Raw genomic sequence first — 17,425 nt, 5'->3', positions numbered from 1 at the left:
GCTCGCAACCCTGGAGGCTGCGCCAGAGTACCTTGGCGGCGGTCGCTTTTCGACAGAACCTCGCGCCGCACTGCGCGCCTTTGCGCGCATCTACGCCGGCTGGGCGATGAGTCAGGACTGGTATCGTGCCGAATTGCATTTGAGCGGCACCAATGCAGCAACGCTGGAAGAATTTCTTACCGACGTTTGGGAACCGGGGTTTTTACGGAGGCCGGCCGCAGATCTGTATGCCCAGGCTTGCACCTGGATAGCGTCCGATATCAGCGACAATGAGATGTACCGCGGTGACCTGGTGCGTGCGCTCAATTCGATACGCGCCCGTGTTCTGCTCTTGCCGGGGAGAACTGATCTTTACTTCCCCGTGGCTGATAATGCTGCCGATATCCCCCATCTTGCCCATGCTGAGCTGCGACCCATTCCTTCCATCTGGGGCCATCGTGCCGGCAGTCCGAAAGACAACGAAGGTGATCTCGACTTTCTGCGCCGTGCCGTGGATGGCTGGATGAGATAGCTCGAAGTCGAGGTTGTGAAGTGCAGACGGAAAGAATTCGCCAGCACCATGCGGAGGAACCTTGCGCCACTGTCCCGCTACTCATCTGGGCAGATAGTCGGAGAGAATACATTACGGCCTCAGGGACAGTTTCTTGCAATAAAGGACTAAGCTGAGACGTTGGACAAAGCCACCGCGCTCGCCTGAGCGCCGGCTAAAGCCGACTTGCATCTCGCTGTCTACAGGCGACGATTACGGTTGATGGCTTGGATTCCCTATGGCGGTGAGCAGCGCGCGAATTATCGGCCGTTCCCGCTCGCTCTGACGAAAGGCGAGAAAGTGCTGCGAGTGAAACCCGAAACGCCCAGGCTTGATGGCGCGCATCTGCCCGGCATTCAACCAGATCTCGGCCATATGCCTCGGGAGAAACCCTATGTAGTGGCCCGAAAGAATAAGCATAGCCTGAGCTTCCATCTGGTGGACGGACGCGGATGCTTTTGAGTGACCGATCCGGTAGAGATCGTCCAACTGTCGATAGGCGCGAACGGATAGATTGGCCCGCTCAATGTCAGTCTGGTTTATAAGTCCGTCTGGACGTTCGAACAGCGGATGACCTTTACCGCAGTAAAGTTCGTTCAATTCCCGATAAAGCGGGCGGTAGACGATCCCCGGCGCTTGCTGGGAAAAAGGTCCGATCACGGCGTCGCGACGCCCTTCCGTAACGGCTTTTTCCAGCTCCAGCGGGGTTGCCTGGATCACGTCGATGACGACATCGATCTCCGGCTGCATCAAACGATCAAGCGTATGTTGGAGCCCTAGCTCTTTGCTGGTGATGACCCCGTCGACGATCCCCAGCCGGAGCCGCCCCGTCAGCCTTCCATTGGCCGCTGCTACTCTGTGGCCGAAATTTTCGACATCGATGAAAAGTCTCGCCGCAGCTTCGTAAGTGGCCTGACCGAGGTCCGTCAGACGGAACGTCTTGCGTCCCCGAATGCAAAGCTGGCCGCCGAGACGCTTTTCCAGATCTGCCAGATGCGTGCTCAGGGTGGATTGGGAAAGATTCAGCGCGATCTGCGCACCCGCAAATCCGCCGGCCTCGACCAATGTCATGAAAACACGCAGCAGGCGAAGGTCGATATTATCCAGTCTACGCATGATTTTACATCGACAGTTTTCAATTTTATGATTGGAATATTTTGATAGTTTTCAAACGAAAACTTGTCCATGATTTTTTCGAACGCGGCCGACCATCGCTGTCAGGCTGGGTCGCCTCCAAAATCGGTGCTACGATGATCTTGGATTTCTCTGGCAAAACTGTCGTCATCACCGGCGCAAGCCGCGGCATCGGGTTTGCGGTTGCCCATGCGTTTCATGCTGCCGGTGCAAACCTCCACCTTTTGGCCGATGATCCCGCTGTGGCATCGGTGGCGGCGAAACTGGGCGCGAGCAGCCATATCGCCGATATTGCCGATGACGCATCCGTATCGGCAGCATTCGAACAGATCGAACGTCTCGACGTACTGGTCAACAATGCGGGCGTGGAACGCATGACGCCGATCCTCGAATGGTCTGCCGGTGTCGAAACCGATTTCCGCCGCATACTGGACGTCAACGTGCTCGGTACCGCGCGTGTGACGGCTCTGGCACTGCCGCGAATGACGGCGGGAGGCGCAATCGTCAACACCGCCTCCATCTGGGGCCGGGTCGCCGAGCCGCTGTTTGGCGCCTATGTCGCATCGAAGCATGCAGTGATCGGCATGACAAAGACCTTTGCCCGGGAACTTGGACCGCGAGGCATCCGGGTCAACGCCGTCTGCCCTGGCTGGGTGCGGACCGATGCGGCGATGGCATCGCTCGGCCGCATGTCGGCGCGCAGCAGCAAGGGCGAAGACGAGCTGCTTTCAGCGATCGTCGGCGCCCAGGCGCTGCCGGGCTTGATGGAGCCTGCCGACGTCACCGGCCCCTATCTCTTCTTGGCGTCCGACCTTGCGGCAAACATCACCGGACAGACAATCGGCATCGATCGGGGAGAAGTGCCATGGTAGGGGTTCTGTCCGGCAAGACCGCGCTTTTAACCGGTGCTGCGCGCGGTATCGGCCACGCAACCGGCCTTATGCTGCGCGAGCTGGGGGCCGCGGTGATCGGCCTCGATCTGGTTGCGGCCCAATCCCTCTTTGACATCCTGCCGTGCGACATTGCCGACGAGAGAGCCGTGGTCAGGGCGGTGGGCGCAGCGAGCAGCAGGCTCGGTGGTATCGATATCCTCGTTAACAATGCCGGCATAATGATCGAGTCGGCGCTTGCCGAAACCAGCGCGGAGCAGGTCGACCGGCAGTTCGCCGTCAATGTCAGGGGCGCGATCCTCGTGACGCGTGAAGCGCTGAAGGCGATGCGACCAGGTGGCCGCATCATCAACGTCGCATCCGATCTTGCATTTGCCGGTCGGGGCAACTTTGCCGTCTATGCGGCGACGAAGGGCGCCATCGTCAGTTTGACCCGATCCTGGGCGCGCGAGCTGGCGCCCGACATTCTCGTGAACGCGGTCGCCCCCGGCCCGATCGATACGGATTTGCTCGGTTTCGAAACGCTGTCGCCGGAGATGAAGGCGGCGGAGACGGCCCATCCGCTCGGCCGCATCGGCAAGCCGGATGAAGTGGCTGCCGCGATCGCCTTCCTTGCCGGGCCGGGCGGCACATTTTTTACCGGACAATGCTTGGGCGCCAATGGCGGCTCGGCGATGCTGTGAGGTGATCATGAACGACAGCGTTTTTCTCTCCGAATTGTCCTGGCCCGAATTCGCCACACGGATAAAGGCTGGCCAGCCTGTCATGTTGCCCCTGGGAGCGACCGAGCAGCATGGCCACCATATGGCGATGAACGTCGATGTCGTCCTGCCGACCGCTATCTGCGAGCGGGTGGCGCAACGTATCGGCGCACTCGTTGCTCCGACCCTTCCCTTCGGCAATCGGTCGCAGCCGCGTACCGGCGGTGGCCGCTCCTTTTCCGGGACCCTCAACCTGACAGCCGCCACCCATGCGGCCGTCGTCCGGGATATCGTCTGCGAACTCTATCGGCATGGCGCAAGGCGCATCGTTCTCGTCAACGGCCATTACGAGAACATCTGGAGCAGCGTCGAGGGCATAGAGCTTGCGCTCGACACGCTCGGGCGCGATCCGAACGATACTCTCGCCATCCTGCGCATCGACCATTGGGACATGGTGCGCCCGGAAACGATCGCGCGCGTCTTTCCCGATGGTTATCCCGGCATCGAGCTTGAGCATGCCAGTGTGATCGAAACATCGATGATGATGGCCCTGCGCCCTGATCTCGTCGATCTTTCGGCCGCCGCCAATGACGGACCCGCGCGTTTCAAGCCCTACGACCGTTATCCCGCGCCGCCGCAGGGACTCCCGCCCTCCGGTGTGCTCTCGCTCACCGAAGGTTCAACGGCAGAGAAGGGACAATGGCTTCTCGATGACGTCGTCCGCGGCATCGAACAAGCGATACGCGAAGAATTTGGACTGGAGTAGAAGATAATGGATACTGCCCTTCGACAGATCGACGCTGCCGTCGTGCCGCGCTTTGCCGGCATACCGAGCTTCATGCGCCTGCCGATCCTCGACACCGCGGAGGGGCTCGACATCGCGATGTTCGGCGTCCCATGGGACGGCGGCACGACCAACCGTGCGGGCGCGCGCCATGGACCGCGTGAAGTGCGCAGCCAATCGAGCCTGATGCGCAGCACGCATCACGTTTCCGGCATCGAGCCCTTCTCGATGGCCCGCGTGGCCGATATAGGCGATCTCTCCGTCAATCCTATCGACCTTGCGGATGGACTGAAGCGGATAGAGGACGGCGTTGCAGCTGTGGTCGCCGCCGGCGCCTTGCCGCTCGGCATTGGTGGCGACCACCTGACCACCTTGCCGGCCCTGCGGGCAGTCGCCCGCAATCGTCCTGTCGGGCTTATTCATTTCGATGCCCATTCCGATACCAACGACACCTATTTCGGCGACAATCCCTATACGCACGGAACACCGTTCCGCCGTGCGATCGAGGAAGGGCTTCTCGATCCGAAGAAGGTCGTTCAGATCGGCATACGCGGCTCGATCTATGAGCCCGGCGAGCACAAGTGGGCGAAGGACCAGGGTATCCGCATCATCTACATCGAGGAATTCGCCGCCCGGGGCGCCGAGGCCGTGATGGCGGAAGCGCGCAGCATCGTCGGCGACGCCCCGACCTATGTCTCTTTCGACATCGACAGCATCGACCCGTCCATGGCGCCCGGAACGGGTACGCCGGAAATCGGCGGCTTTACCACGCGCGAAGCACAGCAACTGGTCCGGCTGATCGACGGCGTGAATGTCGTCGGCGCGGATGTCGTGGAAGTAGCGCCGCCCTTCGACATTGCAGGGCTGACGGCACTGGCCGGCGCGACCATTGCCTTCGAGCTGCTCTGCATCATGGCGAAGTCCGTGAGCGCGCGGAAAGAAAAATCCTCAACCGCTCCTTAGCGCGGCCAGAGGTTCGATCGAGCCTGCCCGAAAAGGAGACTGAATTGATATCTTTCCGGCTTCCGGCCGGAACTGCCATCTAAACAAACCATATAAAAGAGGGGTTACCGCAATGAAATCGAGCGCAAGCAATTCAAAGATCCGTCGCATGCCGGCCGTCATCGTCGGTGCCGCCCTTTTGGCCGTTCTCGCTGGCACAGCCGCACGGGCAGACGGACTGGCCGACAAGGTCAAGGCCAAGGGTACGCTGACATACTGCAGCGACCTTTCCGTGCCGCCTTTCCTGTCACTGGATTCGACCACGATGAAGCCGGTCGGTTTCGATATCGATGTCGGCAATGCCATCGGAAAGGCGATGGGTGTCACGGCGAGCTACAAGAACATCAGCTTCGACGGTCTGATTCCCGCTTTGCAGGCAGGCCAGTGCGATGCCATCATCTCCGCACTGTTCGACAAGCCCGAGCGGCGCAAGGTCGTCGATTTCGTGGATTACGCCAATGTCGGCAACGCCGTCATCGTCAAGGCCGACAGCCCGCTTGCGGTCAGCTCCCTTGCCGATCTCTCCGGAAAGAAAGTCGCGGTCGAGCGCGGCTCCGTCAACGCGCAGGAAGTGACCGCCACCAGCGATGAACTGGTGAAGCAGGGAAAACCGGCGATCTCCATCGTTGCCCTGCCGAAGGCCACGGATGCCATCGTCCAACTTCTCTCCGGCCTCGCTGACGCCTTCTACGGCGGAACAGCGACCGAGGCGGCCTACAATCAGCAGAATCCCGGCAAGCTCAAGCTCGCGGGCCCGCAGATGAGCACGTATTTCACCGGGATCGCGACGCTGAAATCCGATGCAGACCTGCATGATGCATTGGCTAAGGCGTTCGAAACGACCCAGACCGATGGATCCTACAATGCGGCGGTCAAGGCGTGGAGTTTCGAGTCCATGGCTGTCGGAAGATAAAGACCTGAGCGAGGAGAGCGATATGTTACCCGGTATTCCGGGAACATATCGCCGGTGCTCGCTGCAAAGGACGCGCAAACGTGGATTTCCACTATTTCCTCGAATTCCTGTTCAATCCGCCTGCGATTGTCTGGGAAGGCATGCTGGTGACGATCTATATTTCCGTCATCGCTCAGTTTGCCGGCGTCGTGTTCGGATTGATCATCGCTCTTGCCCGGGGATCGAAATCCGGACTGTTGCGCTTTATATCGGGCTTCTATGTCTGGTTCTGGCGCGGCACGCCGCTGCTGGTGCAACTGCTTCTCGTCTATACCGGCGTTGCTGCCGCGGGGTTCTATTCCTATCCGGAAATCGTGCTCGGCCCGATATCGATATCCGGGCCGATGCAAGCCGCCCTGATCGCGCTGGCATGCAACGAGGGTGCCTATATGAGCGAGATATTCCGAAGTGCGATCGGCACGGTCGGATCCGGTCAGATGGATGCCGCGCGCGCTCTGGGATTGCGTCCCTTCCTTGCATTTCGCCTGATCGTGCTGCCGCAGGCAATGCGCGTCGTCATTCCGCCTCTCGGCAACGAGTTCACGCTCATGATCAAGGGCACGTCGCTGCTGAGCATCATCGGCGTGCGCGAATTCTTTGGTACGTTGCAGGATATCAACTCCGCCACGTTCAAGACCTTCGAGTTATTCCTCTTTGCCGCCATCTGGTACCTGATCCTCACCAGCATTCTCGGGCTTTTCCAGAACTGGCTGGAACAGCGCATGTCGCGCCATGAACTGGCGGATCGTATCCGGCCGGCCGCGAGAACGCGATGAATTATAACAACAGGAATAGATGACATGCGTGATTTCCAGCTGCCGGGCCGATCGCCATCCTTCGGAACCGGATATGCCATTGCGACCTCGCATCAGGAAGCGAGCCTTGTCGGCGCAGAAATCCTGCGCCACGGCGGCAATGCCATCGATGCCGCCGTCGCGGCTTGCGCCCTTCTCGGTGTCATCGAGCCGCAAAGCACCGGCGTGGGTGGCGATTGTTTCGCCTTTGTCTGGAACGCGAGCGACCGCAAGCTTCATGCGGTCAACGGCTCCGGCTATGCCCCGAGCGGCCTGTCGGCCGCTTTCCTCCGAGACAAGGGACTGTCGGTGGTTGACGAGGACAGCGTGCATAGCGTCACCATCCCCGGCGCGCTCAGAACCTGGGAACTGCTTCTCTCCGCTTTCGGTACGAAGTCACTCGGAGAACTACTTCAGCCTTCAATCGAGCGCGCAGACTGCGGTTTCCCAGTCGCCGAGCGTGTGGCGGCTGACTGGCGGGAGGCAGAGGTCCGGCTTAGATCCTCCGCCGATCTATTTCTTCACGCCGGAAAAGCACCGCAGGCAGGCAAGCTCTTCTCCATGCCTCGGTTGGCCCAGACGCTTCGCGTCGTCGCAAGGGAAGGGACCGAAAGCTTTTATGAAGGTGATCTGGCGAAGTCTATGGTCGCGTCGCTGAATGCGGCCGGCGGCTGCCATCGTCTTGGCGATTTCGCGGACTGGCGTCCGGTCTGGGTCGAGCCGATGACCGTGCGGTATCGTGATGTCGATGTTCATCAGATCCCTCCGAACGGGCAGGGGCTTGTCGCATCGCTGATGTTGAGAATTCTCCAAGGATTTGATCATGGGCGTCTCGATCCGGCGGGTCCCGAACGGTTTCATCTCCAGATCGAGGCATACCGCCTGGCCGCCGAGGTTCGGGATCGGTACATCGCCGATCCGGATCACGCAGTGGTGCCGGTCGATATGATCCTTTCCGACGGCTATGTCGATGAATTGCGCGACCGCATCCGGGTGGACGTGGCCATGCAGGCCGTCGCACCGCTACCGCAGGGACCGACCGATACGGTCTATCTGACCACTGCGGACCGGCATGGCAATTTCTGCTCTTTGATCAATTCCATCAGCGGATCGTTCGGCGCGGCAATCTGCTGTCCGCGGACCGGCGTGCTGTTTCAGAACCGCGGCGCGAATTTCACGCTGGAGGACGGACACCCTAACCAAGTCGCCCCCCGTAAACGGTCGCTCAATACCATAATTCCAGGATTCGCGACCAAGGATGAAGCGCCGTACCTATCTTTCGGTGTGATGCACGGTTTCTATCAGCCCGTGGGCCAGGTCCAGGTGCTGCAGAATGTGGTGGATTTCGGCATGGACGTACAGGCATCCATCGATATGGGACGCGGGTTGTTCACCGGCGCAACCTTCGAAGTGGAGCGATCTGTTCCCGCTGCTACTTTGCAGAATCTCGCCCAGCGTGGACACAGGGTCAGGCCAGTCGCCACACCGTGGGGGGGCGGCCAGGCCATTGCGCCCATCGACGGCGTATTGCATGCGGGCTCTGATGGTCGAAAGGATGGTTCGGCTGTCGCGGTTTGACGCGCATTCGTGAAGCTCTTCGATGACGCCGATTGGACCTGGCAGTCAAGGACGAGTTGCCATGTGCGAGGATGCGTAAAAAAGATGGCTCGCCACCGGGAAGTTGAGCGAGCCAAATAGAGTGTCATCGGGAAACAATGACGAGGTAAATCGACGAAGGTGGCTGCTCTTCGCCAATCCGCGCTTGAAACAGCGCGTATGTTGGAAAGTTCCAGCATCACCACATAATCCCCGGAAACGGTGTCCGGTCAGGAGATGGCGACGGTTCGCGCCATGATCATCAATTGCGGTTCGCTCGGAAAGCCTTGCTTGTAGAATTGGATGATGTTGGCGGCCAAACGACTTTCCAGTTCGCTCCCTGCTTCGATATGCAATTGGGCGCAGACGATATCGAACACCTTCTGGCACATGTCCATGTCGCCCCCGAGGAGTGGGAGATCGTAGTCTCTAACGTACCTTCGGAACATACGCAGCAGTCCCCGCTTGCAACTCGGCATCGAGAATATTCCAGCGTCAGGACGAGGATGCAATACTCGAGCTGGGCGAGCCTGACGACAGGTGGTGGTTGCGGGAAGGCCGATTTATGTCATTATGGCTGTGGGTTGGCACGACCCGGTCAGGCGGGAGGCTGCGGTTCCCACATGGCTTTCTCTCGCCTGGCTCCCTTGCAGCGCCGCACATCCCATCTGGAGCGCGGAGGAAGACGTATGCTGCCAATTTCCGAACTCGTCGCGCGGCAGGCATTCCTTCAAGAAGTCAATGACGTCTGTCGTCCAGTTCGGTCTAACACCTCTGCGGACCATCGCGCGCGTTCTCCGGAACCATCTCTATTTTGCTGTATCGGGACTTTCGATCGAGCGAGACGGAAAGTCCGAATCGGTGAGGCACTGGGTCATCCAGCCAGGGACATAGCCTGGATTTCGGCCTCCCGCCTCGAAATCGGGATCAAACTTCAACACCGGCAACCGGCTGAGGTCGGGATTGTAGTCATCGTCACGGTCATCGGCATGAAAGTTCCATCCGTACTCACCTTTCTCCGAGCTGGTCGGTTGGTAATGAAGGGTTGGACACACCGCATTATCTTCACCACATGCGGCTGCCGTAACTAACTGTTTTTCCGATATATTTTCAACCTTCTGATACTCATAGATTCTGCCGGAAGCCCAGAATGTGTAATCGCTGCACACCCTTGAGCCACTCTGGATTGCCCACATACCAAAACATGCGTAGGTAGAGCCGCCGTTGCCAGTCGGGAAAAAATCGCACTCCGACCAATAGCCGGAATAGGGGCCGCCGGAGAAACGAGAGGCGTAACCTTGTTCGGCTTTGACATTCGCTACAAGCTCCGACGTTTCCGTCACGCCGTTTCTTGTCGACAGTTTTTCAGTTCGCGAGGCGATCACCGCTTGCAACTGCATGATTTCGGCATGTCGTTCGTCGCCATCGTTAATCCATCTCTCACCTTCGAGATAGCGCGCCTTAATCCACCGCTGTTGGCTGGAAATAAGTGCTTGATGGATATCTGGATCCCTGACGCCTTTAAGAAGGCCAAAATAAGCGTTGCTCATATCCGCGTCTGCTTTCCGGAGCGACGCGTTGCCACAGATGAGCTGATCAACTGGTTGCCTTGCGCCGGCACAATCGAGAGACCAAGCCGGCAAAGACAGAAGATTAACGCAAATGAAAGCCGCAGGACCTAGACTTCTATTCATTTCGTGTTGCTCCTGAATTGCGATAATCGCTGAAATGTTGGCGCTGCTATCCATTGATAGCGATCCGTTTATGAGCGGCGACACTTGCGAAATCGCTCCCGGAGGTTCCGCCGAATATCGATGCGATTCCTCCAATTTGCTGACGCGGTAAACCGGGTGGGCTCTGATACGATCGACTAAGGGCTCGCGCGAAGCGAATGGATGATCTCGTCATCACGTGCCGGCTGCAACGAGTCTTCTCCGGGATGCTGAATGAGGAGGGTGATCTTTCCAGGTCCAGTCTCCGCTTGATCATGCCAGCAGCCGAAGACCCATTCGAGGGGATAAAGACCTGGCTCGAGGTCGAAGCGCGCGGGCGGGTAGGTCTGCGAGACATCGCTGACCAGATTGAGCGCGACATTGGAATAGACTTTGTGCCCGGCAAAACCCAGGCCCGCGATGCAGTTGGCGGCGTGACCGGCGGGACGTTCCAGCCGGAGCGAAATCGTGTGGATGCCCGCCGTACGAACGGCGATATAGCCAAGGCCCTTGGCCGCATAGATCGGTGCACCTGGCTGACTGGCAAGGACGCGATCCATCTCTATCCCCGGCCCCTCCGCTGTGAAGCCGGTCAATGGGGTCGGATCCACCTTGACCTGCAGCATCACATCGACATGGACAGCGTTGACCACGACCTGCCATCCCTGCTTGGCGCCGACGAATAGTCCGTCCGCCCCCACCGGGGGCAGGCTATGAGCAGGCTTTACGGCCTGCGGCTCCGCGCTAGTATCCCAGAGATCGCCATGAGCGACAGCGGCAGCCCACGGCGGCGGCGCAGCATGCGAAACGGCCGTGCCCGGAGAAGCGACCGTGTACCACCACACACCGCCGGCGACCATCAGACCGGTCAGCGGGGCTGGTCCCACGAAGACGCTTGTCCGGAAAAGCCAATCCCGGTGCCACAGCTCGCGGAGGATGAAGCCCAGTTTTCCCATGACCGCACTCACGATGGTCTTGCCGTTGCCGCTTTGATGTCGGCCAGCGTGATCTCGGACAGATTGACTTTCTTCTGTCCCAGTAGAGGTGCGAGCCGCGTTGCCTGGGTTTCGCGAGCGCGCTCGATAAGGGTTCTTGCCGTGCGCGCATTCCCGAAATCCGGCTGCTGCCTGGCAAGAGCAAAGTAACGCTTGATGATTTGATCGGCGTCAGCGGAAAGGGTGAGGCCGCTTTGCCGCGCCATGGCATGCGCGATCTCGAGAAGATCTTCAACATCATAGCTTTCGAAGTTGATCGTCTTGGTGAACCGCGAAGGCAGACCGGGATTGCTGGAGACAAACTTCCGCATCAGGTCCGGGTAGCCGGCGACGATGACCACGAGACGGTCGCGCTGATCCTCCATCGCCTTCAGGAGCGTATCGATCGCTTCCTGTCCGAAGGAGTTTGATCCTTCGCGCGAAGCCAACATATAGGCCTCATCTATGAAGAGGACGCCGTCGCGCGCCTCATCGATCTTCGCCTTCGTTTTGATGGCTGTCTGGCCGACATAGCCGGCGACGAGCCCCGCCTGATCTGTCTCCACCAGGTGGCCCTTCTGCAGTACACCGAGATCGCGCAGGATCGCGCCGTAGAGCCGCGCCACGACCGTCTTGCCGACGCCGGGAGGCCCGGCAAAGACCATATGCAAGGAGACCGGCGCGGCCGGCAGTCCCTGTTCACGGCGTGCGGCTTCGACCCTGAGGCGCTGCACCAGCGTGCTGATCTCCGCCTTGACCGTGTCGAGACCGATCATGCGTGCCAGTTCGTCGAGTGCGGCCGTTCCCGTCACCCTGTTGCTTCCGTTGATGATGGCACGGTGCAAAGAAGCCGATTGGCGTGGCTTCAACCGATAGGAGCCCGCACTGCCGACTACCGAAGGCCACAATCTTGCGACGCTGAAAGGCAGGTAGAGACAAGCGAGCGAAATCAACGCCACCAACAGAGCGTAGCCAAGCGTGGGTGGAAAAGTCGGGACGACCCGGAAGGCGGACAATAACCCGACAACGGTCGTGATCATCATGCAGACGCCAATCACCGGCGCCGGTCCCAACAACGTCCTGAACCAGGTGCCGAATTTAGCCATTGGAGTCCGTGCATCGTTTGATCGCCCGCCAGGAAACATTGTGGACGGACGTGTTGGATTGATTGAATGCGACCTGCCAGGGGGGCGTCAGCGCGATCGATGCGGTCGCTCCTGTCCCCAGTACGGTCAGTTGCCCTTTTCCGATGTCGTAAGGAGCGGGGAAGGGAATTGCGACCCGCACCGGCACATCCGTGAGCTTGAAGGCTGGCGAAAGATAGGCGCCTGAACGAAGCCTCACGGAGGTCGGTGGCTGTCCCGGGGCGCCCCTAATCGATATCCAGGCCAGCGGCAACGGGCAACCGGCGTCCTTCGGTTTGAACCGGTCAAGCAATGCCGGTGTGCCGCCGACCGTCTTCAGCGCATCGGCAATGTCGGCGTCGCTGACGAGGTCCAACTCGCTTGTTTGCATGTCGGGCTCGACGCCGGGGTGTGTTGCCGCAGCAAGGGCCGAATTCAGCCAGAACCAGAAAGCCGAACCGGAAAGCGCCGCGACGACCGCAAACAGCAGCACACTGGTCAAGGGAGTTCCGCGTGCCGCGTCCTTCCCGGCCGGTCGTACTGATGCTTGGTTATCGTCGTTCATCCAGGGTCTATCGATGGGTAGGTTGCCCACTCGAGCACAAGCAATACCAAGCTCAATAAGCAAAGTGATAAGGTTGAAATGCAATTATCACTAGCGTCGCGCCTAAGGCCGCACAAGACCGGATTGTCAGAATCACGAACGATTTATCGCGCAGAACGTGCATTTGGTGCAGATTTCAGCTGGGCATCATATTCGGATCATTCCGGCATCATTTTTTGCTGGTTTGTTGCAGCCACACGGCCAATTGGGCGGGGAGTGTCGTCGGTCTTGACGACATCGCCAGGTCTTCGATGCGGCATCCCCCACAAAAAGTTCGTGGCGAGTCCAGATCGGTGTGAGCAGTCCCAACTACTGCGTAAGAGATTGTAATTACTATAGGTTCATTAGGGCGAGACGGTTGACGAGGATGATATGACAGAAATCGGTGCATATTTCTCGGTCGATCATGTTCGGTCGGTTCTCGACGGGGATCCGTCAGCAATCTATACGACCGCGAGAGGAACAACAGTTGGTGCCCAAGGTATGGTCCGGCACAAGGTGGGCGTAACAAATGCTGACCTCATTTCAATATTCGAGAGCATATCGAACGATAATCTCCTAATTGAAGGTATCCTTGAGGAAGCTCGTTTGGATGACATCGAGTTGGCCGGTGGAGCACTGTCTTCGTCGCGGCTGTTCCCATTTAGTCGCGAAATGCAAATGCACCTCGGAGGGCTTGGGCAACCGATACCGGATATTGTTGCATTGGAACTCAGATCTGCGATCTGCAGCTTTGTTGTTCATCGTTTTGGCAATCACTCCATTTAGCTGCGGGATCATGTCGCCGCGCCCTTTCCAAGCAGAAGAACGCCATGGACTTGCTCGCCGCACTTAGGCCAGAGGATGTAAACGGTATCATCGGCGGCGATCCCGACGGGATCTACAGAACAATACGAGGCTCAACCGCTACTAAAGCCGGCATAATAGACCATGTGGTTCAGGTATCGAACGCCGATTTGGCGTTAATCTTCAAAGAAGTCTCGAAAGACGCTGACCTTGTCAGGAGAGTTCTAGAAGAGGCGCGTCTGGACAGCATCGAGATTGCCGGTGGGGCAACCTCATCAACAAGGCCAATCCAATTTACGACGGAGATGTTGGCGTACGCCAAACGTTTGGGCGGCGAGATCCCCGGCGTCGTCGCAACTAATCTGCGGCCTGCGGTTATAAGCTTTATCATCCATCGATTTGGCAATAAGCTTGTTTAAGAGTAGATTTGGTAATGGCCAATGCGCCATTTTGGCCGACACGAATTGGTTGAGTCTGTAATAATCGAGCTGTTATTCCCTGGCCAGGTGGTCATCCCGGTGCGGAACTGATGCGCATCGTACCGGCCGGATCTGCCGGTGAAGCTCGTGCGTCACGCGCCGATATCCATAGCAGGGCAATACGGCTTCCAAGCCGTTGGATTAGATAGCATTATCGAAGAATCCAGTGTCGCGCGCATGACTCTGTATCGCAACTTTTAGGGGAAATACGACCTTATTCGAGCCGTTTTGGAACAGCGATACGCATTTATCTTAGATGAAATCAGCGATAGATTGACACGCGTAGTTGATCCAACCGCTCGGGTGAAAACAATCTTTGATTGGTATGGCGCCTGGTTTGACACTCCCGAGTTCGCAGGCTGCCTTTTCGAACGGGCGTTGGCCGAATTCGGACCGGACCATCCTCAGATTTCGGAGGTAGCGATTAGATATGGCCGCAAGATGACTGACTGGATGGAGGAACTACTCGTCGTCCTTATGCCAGCCGACGAAGCTCGGAAATTAGCTGAAGTGTTCATCATGCTGCTAGATGGAGCGACTGTGGAAGCCAGAGCCTCCAAAAGTTCCGCATCTGCCGGCCGCGCTTGGGCAGCAGCTCTGTCTCTTCTTTCTCACGATGTATAGCATAACAACGCCATCAAACGTGATTTGCCGGCGTCTGGCAAACTGCCGATCGGCTATTCCAAAGTACAGCAGGCCCGAGCGATCTCGTCGAGCCTGTGGATTGTGCCTCTTTGGTGTCAATCGTCCTGCACAGTGCAATTTTGCTTTTTGTTTGGAGACACGCATTTAAGCAATTTCAAGAAGGACGTCGATGGTACGATTCCTATTCGAGAGCGAGTAGCTTGCTCAAAACCCTGACGAGAGAGCGGGCGCCTTTGCTCGCTTCACGACGCGCTAGAGAAAGTTCGTGGTCTGTAGCTATCTGAGCTGGTGTATCGGGAAATGTGGGGCCCGCCTCCCGTGGGCAGGGCAAGTTTTGAGCCTATCTAGCTGTTAGTTATAATCCTTCGAAATCCGCTCAACACCTTCGATCGCGGGTTTCGGCAAAATATCGCGGCACATCAGACGCCGTATACATGGCCGCTACCGATCTGTTTACTGGAACCAATCGTATCCTTGACTCGTAGAAGCCATCCCATACAGGGTTGAGGCACTCAGGTACGCAAGCGGCTTTCACCTACGCGGGATCGCCAACAAATGGATTGTACACTTCCCCCGATTGAGCATGCCGTGCATGATGGCAGCAAGCCTTCGCGCGACAGCAACCGCGGCACGCTTGAAGCCCAGTCGCTCACGTAGCTCCAGCACCGGCCCCTCTGTTCGGGGTTGGTTTGCATCGGACAAATGGACCGACGGCATCAATTCAAGGCAGTGCGGAGGCTGAGCCCTGTCAAAGCCAACGATATTGCGGCAAAGGACAAGGCTCGCCAGTCCATCGGGTTGCCGATCAGAAATCCGAATCCGATAGAAATTCCTGCATAAGCCAGTGTGGCCGCTGCCGTCACCCAAGCCAGACCGAGGTCGTGGGGTCGATCGGCTCGCAGCCAATTCATCGCGGCCAGAACAACAATGAGAACCGATACGCAGAGCGCCCAAAACAACGCATGCGGCTGACCCTTGTAAAACTCGAGCGACCCGATCGTGTGACCCGCAGCCCCCAGCACCAACAATCCTACTAGTATCCTGGTTAGCAATGTCATTATCATCCCCGCCTGAACTCATGACCACCGTCGAAAAGCTCGATCGATTGATGGAATTGTTTAGCGGAGGCGTCAATGCTGAGTTTTCAGTGACGCCCCTAGCGGCAACATTCATCGAAGTCTTTCAGGCGCGTCGAGATCACACCGAAGCGTCTCGCAGTCTGTGCTCGATTTCTTCTAAGAAGCCGGGCAGTGGGTACCAGCTGGAATGGACGAGATGCAGCGCGCCGTTAATGGTGGTGACGCCGATGGTTTGCTCCGCGTCGTGGCCTCGAAGGACCACGGGTGCCCAAAGGGCCTCGATCGTCAAGTTCCCGATCGAAGAGGAATACGGAACCTGCCCAAGATTGGAGACGAGCATGGTTTCTGAGAAGGCGTCTGCGTTGAAACGAGCACCATCAGCTTCATCCATGTCGGTCGACATTGCCTCATAGATCGCAGTGAAGAGGGGAGCCCCGCCCTCAAGGGTCTTCAGCGGAAGTAAGGAAGCGGTGACTGACCTAGCCATTTCCCACGCATCGTCAGGTGCGTTGGGTTCGATCACCGTTGATCCTTTGGCTATTGCGACAACGCACTCGTCGTTTAGCTCGAGTAGCTTGCGAAGATCCACCGGAGAGAAGATGCTTACCGCACCGTCGCGCCAAGATGGGTCAATACTGCGACCTGCCAAAGTGGCTGCGGCACAAACGATACCGTGTATCGTTGTTCCTTCACGACGGGCACGCTCGCGAAGCAGGCTGGTCGTTTCAGATTTGAGGATGAGGCTTGTGACATTTACCGGCTTTTTCAGGCATTCGACAGCGAGCGTGTGCGAGAATTTCTTGCCAGGCGCCGTTGATGGTCGCATAGGAACGCCCAATTTCTGATCGATCGAGGGCGGGAATTCATATGGATCTAGTTGCTGCCCCGACATAGCAGAAAGCAAATCCCGCAGCATAAAGATCGATGACACGCCATCAGCAATCGCGTGATGGGTAACCAGCAGAACGAAGGACTTTTCAAGCTCATGGATCAACACCACGCGAGCAAGCGGACCCTCCGTCGGATCAAACAGTGTACGGATCTCCCGTTCCGTTTCTTGCTCCCAGGTTGTTCCAGCAGGCGCGACGCGCAGCGGGATCGGGCGGCTGGCGCCTCTGTAGAAATGGGGAACTCGCTGTCGCGTGGAATCGATCGAAACAGACAGCATCGGATGACGCGCCTGCAATGCATCCACAGCCGCCCTCCAGTCAGTCACGAGAGTTCGTCCTTTTATCTCTGCGACGATGCAAAAATGCTTGGGACAGCTATGATCGAAGAGCCAGAAGAACTCCTCAATGACGCCCAGCGGTCGCACAACGTCGAAATCCGTATCCAAAACACTATCCTTTTCATTCTAATCACTTGATTTGTATCGGCTGTAAGAAGCTGCTTGGATCGAAGTTGACACGGTGACGCCCTTCCACCGAAAGACGACCACGCTTGGGACATGCCACTCGATACCGCGCTGACCGCCACAGCGAGCGCGATCACGAATTAATTGTGGTGGAGACGCTGCTCGCGCGCACTTTCGGCCGCCCAGTGCGCCTCCTGACCTAAATCGTATAAACTTGCTGACCCAGCGTTCCGAGCGCCTTTAAGTCATAACGACAGTGACAGTTTGTCATCGCACTCCTTCAAAG

Annotated in this window: 17 protein-coding genes and 2 pseudogenes; 10 read left to right on the top strand and 9 right to left on the bottom strand. The window is 58.0% G+C overall.

Features of this window, described 5'->3' with window-relative positions; translation table 11 throughout:
• A pseudogene (locus tag DTW90_RS33685) lies at positions 1–511 on the top strand (homoserine acetyltransferase); the annotation flags it as partial.
• A gap of 231 nt (positions 512–742) precedes the next feature.
• Here the strand turns inward: DTW90_RS33685 and DTW90_RS33680 are convergent.
• Positions 743–1,645: a LysR family transcriptional regulator gene (locus DTW90_RS33680; protein WP_149344184.1), complete on the bottom strand. Its 903-nt coding sequence runs from the start codon at positions 1,643–1,645 to the stop codon at positions 743–745.
• A 134-nt stretch (positions 1,646–1,779) separates the two neighbouring features.
• On the opposite strand from DTW90_RS33680, the gene DTW90_RS33675 reads away from it, so the two are divergent.
• From DTW90_RS33675 to DTW90_RS33645, 7 genes are all read left to right on the top strand, one after another.
• Complete coding sequence (locus tag DTW90_RS33675) at positions 1,780–2,535, top strand: SDR family oxidoreductase (RefSeq protein ID WP_149344182.1); 756 nt, start codon at positions 1,780–1,782, stop codon at positions 2,533–2,535.
• Complete coding sequence (locus tag DTW90_RS33670) at positions 2,529–3,236, top strand: SDR family oxidoreductase (RefSeq protein ID WP_149344180.1); 708 nt, start codon at positions 2,529–2,531, stop codon at positions 3,234–3,236. Before DTW90_RS33675 ends, DTW90_RS33670 begins: the two co-directional genes overlap by 7 nt.
• Positions 3,237–3,243: 7 nt before the next feature.
• The gene (locus DTW90_RS33665) at positions 3,244–4,020 is read left to right on the top strand and encodes a creatininase (RefSeq protein ID WP_149344178.1); all 777 of its coding nucleotides are present in this window, start codon (positions 3,244–3,246) and stop codon (positions 4,018–4,020) included.
• Positions 4,021–4,026: 6 nt separating this feature from the next.
• A complete protein-coding gene (speB, locus tag DTW90_RS33660) occupies positions 4,027–5,001 on the top strand; it encodes an agmatinase (RefSeq protein ID WP_246665157.1) in 975 nt (324 codons plus the stop codon).
• A 112-nt stretch (positions 5,002–5,113) separates the two neighbouring features.
• Positions 5,114–5,953: an ABC transporter substrate-binding protein gene (locus DTW90_RS33655; protein WP_149344176.1), complete on the top strand. Its 840-nt coding sequence runs from the start codon at positions 5,114–5,116 to the stop codon at positions 5,951–5,953.
• 80 nt (positions 5,954–6,033) lie between these two features.
• Positions 6,034–6,768 carry an amino acid ABC transporter permease gene (locus DTW90_RS33650; RefSeq protein WP_149344174.1) on the top strand — a complete coding sequence of 245 codons (735 nt, stop codon included), beginning with the start codon at positions 6,034–6,036 and terminating at the stop codon, positions 6,766–6,768.
• Positions 6,769–6,792: 24 nt separating this feature from the next.
• The gene (locus DTW90_RS33645; protein WP_149344172.1) at positions 6,793–8,364 is read left to right on the top strand and encodes a gamma-glutamyltransferase family protein; all 1,572 of its coding nucleotides are present in this window, start codon (positions 6,793–6,795) and stop codon (positions 8,362–8,364) included.
• A gap of 248 nt (positions 8,365–8,612) precedes the next feature.
• On the opposite strand, the gene DTW90_RS33640 is transcribed toward DTW90_RS33645, so the two are convergent.
• The 5 genes from DTW90_RS33640 to DTW90_RS33620 form a co-directional block, all read right to left on the bottom strand.
• A complete protein-coding gene (locus DTW90_RS33640; protein ID WP_149344171.1) occupies positions 8,613–8,831 on the bottom strand; it encodes a hypothetical protein in 219 nt (72 codons plus the stop codon).
• Positions 8,832–9,191: 360 nt separating this feature from the next.
• Entirely contained in the window at positions 9,192–10,130 is a 939-nt protein-coding gene (locus DTW90_RS33635) for a lysozyme inhibitor LprI family protein (RefSeq protein ID WP_149344169.1), read from the bottom strand.
• A gap of 122 nt (positions 10,131–10,252) precedes the next feature.
• Entirely contained in the window at positions 10,253–11,050 is a 798-nt protein-coding gene (locus tag DTW90_RS33630; protein WP_149344167.1) for a hypothetical protein, read from the bottom strand.
• 8 nt (positions 11,051–11,058) lie between these two features.
• Entirely contained in the window at positions 11,059–12,174 is a 1,116-nt protein-coding gene (locus DTW90_RS33625) for an AAA family ATPase (RefSeq protein ID WP_149344165.1), read from the bottom strand.
• Entirely contained in the window at positions 12,167–12,694 is a 528-nt protein-coding gene (locus DTW90_RS33620) for a hypothetical protein (RefSeq protein WP_149344164.1), read from the bottom strand. The genes DTW90_RS33625 and DTW90_RS33620 overlap by 8 nt, the downstream gene beginning before the upstream one ends.
• A 474-nt stretch (positions 12,695–13,168) precedes the next feature.
• On the opposite strand from DTW90_RS33620, the gene DTW90_RS33615 reads away from it, so the two are divergent.
• Both DTW90_RS33615 and DTW90_RS33610 read left to right on the top strand, forming a co-directional pair.
• Positions 13,169–13,564, top strand: a complete 396-nt coding sequence (locus DTW90_RS33615) for a hypothetical protein (protein WP_149344162.1) — start codon at positions 13,169–13,171, stop codon at positions 13,562–13,564.
• 44 nt (positions 13,565–13,608) lie between these two features.
• The gene (locus DTW90_RS33610; RefSeq protein ID WP_149344160.1) at positions 13,609–14,001 is read left to right on the top strand and encodes a hypothetical protein; all 393 of its coding nucleotides are present in this window, start codon (positions 13,609–13,611) and stop codon (positions 13,999–14,001) included.
• A 1,236-nt stretch (positions 14,002–15,237) separates the two neighbouring features.
• Here DTW90_RS33610 and DTW90_RS33600 read toward each other — a convergent pair.
• The 3 genes and pseudogenes from DTW90_RS33600 to DTW90_RS33590 form a co-directional block, all read right to left on the bottom strand.
• Positions 15,238–15,369, bottom strand: a pseudogene (locus DTW90_RS33600) (IS110 family transposase); the annotation flags it as partial.
• A 53-nt stretch (positions 15,370–15,422) separates the two neighbouring features.
• The gene (locus tag DTW90_RS33595; RefSeq protein WP_149344158.1) at positions 15,423–15,764 is read right to left on the bottom strand and encodes a hypothetical protein; all 342 of its coding nucleotides are present in this window, start codon (positions 15,762–15,764) and stop codon (positions 15,423–15,425) included.
• 139 nt (positions 15,765–15,903) lie between these two features.
• On the bottom strand, positions 15,904–17,121 hold the full coding sequence (locus tag DTW90_RS33590; protein ID WP_149344156.1) for a condensation domain-containing protein: 1,218 nt from the start codon (positions 17,119–17,121) through the stop codon (positions 15,904–15,906).
• Positions 17,122–17,425 lie beyond the last annotated feature (304 nt).

Source organism: Neorhizobium sp. P12A (genome assembly GCF_008365395.1).
In the GTDB taxonomy this organism is placed as follows: domain Bacteria; phylum Pseudomonadota; class Alphaproteobacteria; order Rhizobiales; family Rhizobiaceae; genus Rhizobium.
This window is presented reverse-complemented; position numbering and strand designations above follow the sequence as displayed.

Bases quoted from the DNA above. Each gene is read 5' to 3' on its own strand.
- DTW90_RS33675 (WP_149344182.1), top strand. From the start codon at position 1,780: ATGATCTTGGATTTCTCTGGCAAAACTGTCGTCATCACCGGCGCAAGC.
- DTW90_RS33630 (WP_149344167.1), bottom strand. From the start codon at position 11,050: ATGGGAAAACTGGGCTTCATCCTCCGCGAGCTGTGGCACCGGGATTGG.
- DTW90_RS33615 (WP_149344162.1), top strand. From the start codon at position 13,169: ATGACAGAAATCGGTGCATATTTCTCGGTCGATCATGTTCGGTCGGTT.
- DTW90_RS33625 (WP_149344165.1), bottom strand. From the start codon at position 12,174: ATGGCTAAATTCGGCACCTGGTTCAGGACGTTGTTGGGACCGGCGCCG.
- DTW90_RS33635 (WP_149344169.1), bottom strand. From the start codon at position 10,130: ATGGATAGCAGCGCCAACATTTCAGCGATTATCGCAATTCAGGAGCAA.
- DTW90_RS33665 (WP_149344178.1), top strand. From the start codon at position 3,244: ATGAACGACAGCGTTTTTCTCTCCGAATTGTCCTGGCCCGAATTCGCC.
- DTW90_RS33680 (WP_149344184.1), bottom strand. From the start codon at position 1,645: ATGCGTAGACTGGATAATATCGACCTTCGCCTGCTGCGTGTTTTCATG.
- DTW90_RS33610 (WP_149344160.1), top strand. From the start codon at position 13,609: ATGGACTTGCTCGCCGCACTTAGGCCAGAGGATGTAAACGGTATCATC.
- DTW90_RS33645 (WP_149344172.1), top strand. From the start codon at position 6,793: ATGCGTGATTTCCAGCTGCCGGGCCGATCGCCATCCTTCGGAACCGGA.
- DTW90_RS33595 (WP_149344158.1), bottom strand. From the start codon at position 15,764: ATGACATTGCTAACCAGGATACTAGTAGGATTGTTGGTGCTGGGGGCT.
- DTW90_RS33655 (WP_149344176.1), top strand. From the start codon at position 5,114: ATGAAATCGAGCGCAAGCAATTCAAAGATCCGTCGCATGCCGGCCGTC.
- DTW90_RS33670 (WP_149344180.1), top strand. From the start codon at position 2,529: ATGGTAGGGGTTCTGTCCGGCAAGACCGCGCTTTTAACCGGTGCTGCG.
- speB (WP_246665157.1), top strand. From the start codon at position 4,027: ATGGATACTGCCCTTCGACAGATCGACGCTGCCGTCGTGCCGCGCTTT.
- DTW90_RS33640 (WP_149344171.1), bottom strand. From the start codon at position 8,831: ATGTTCCGAAGGTACGTTAGAGACTACGATCTCCCACTCCTCGGGGGC.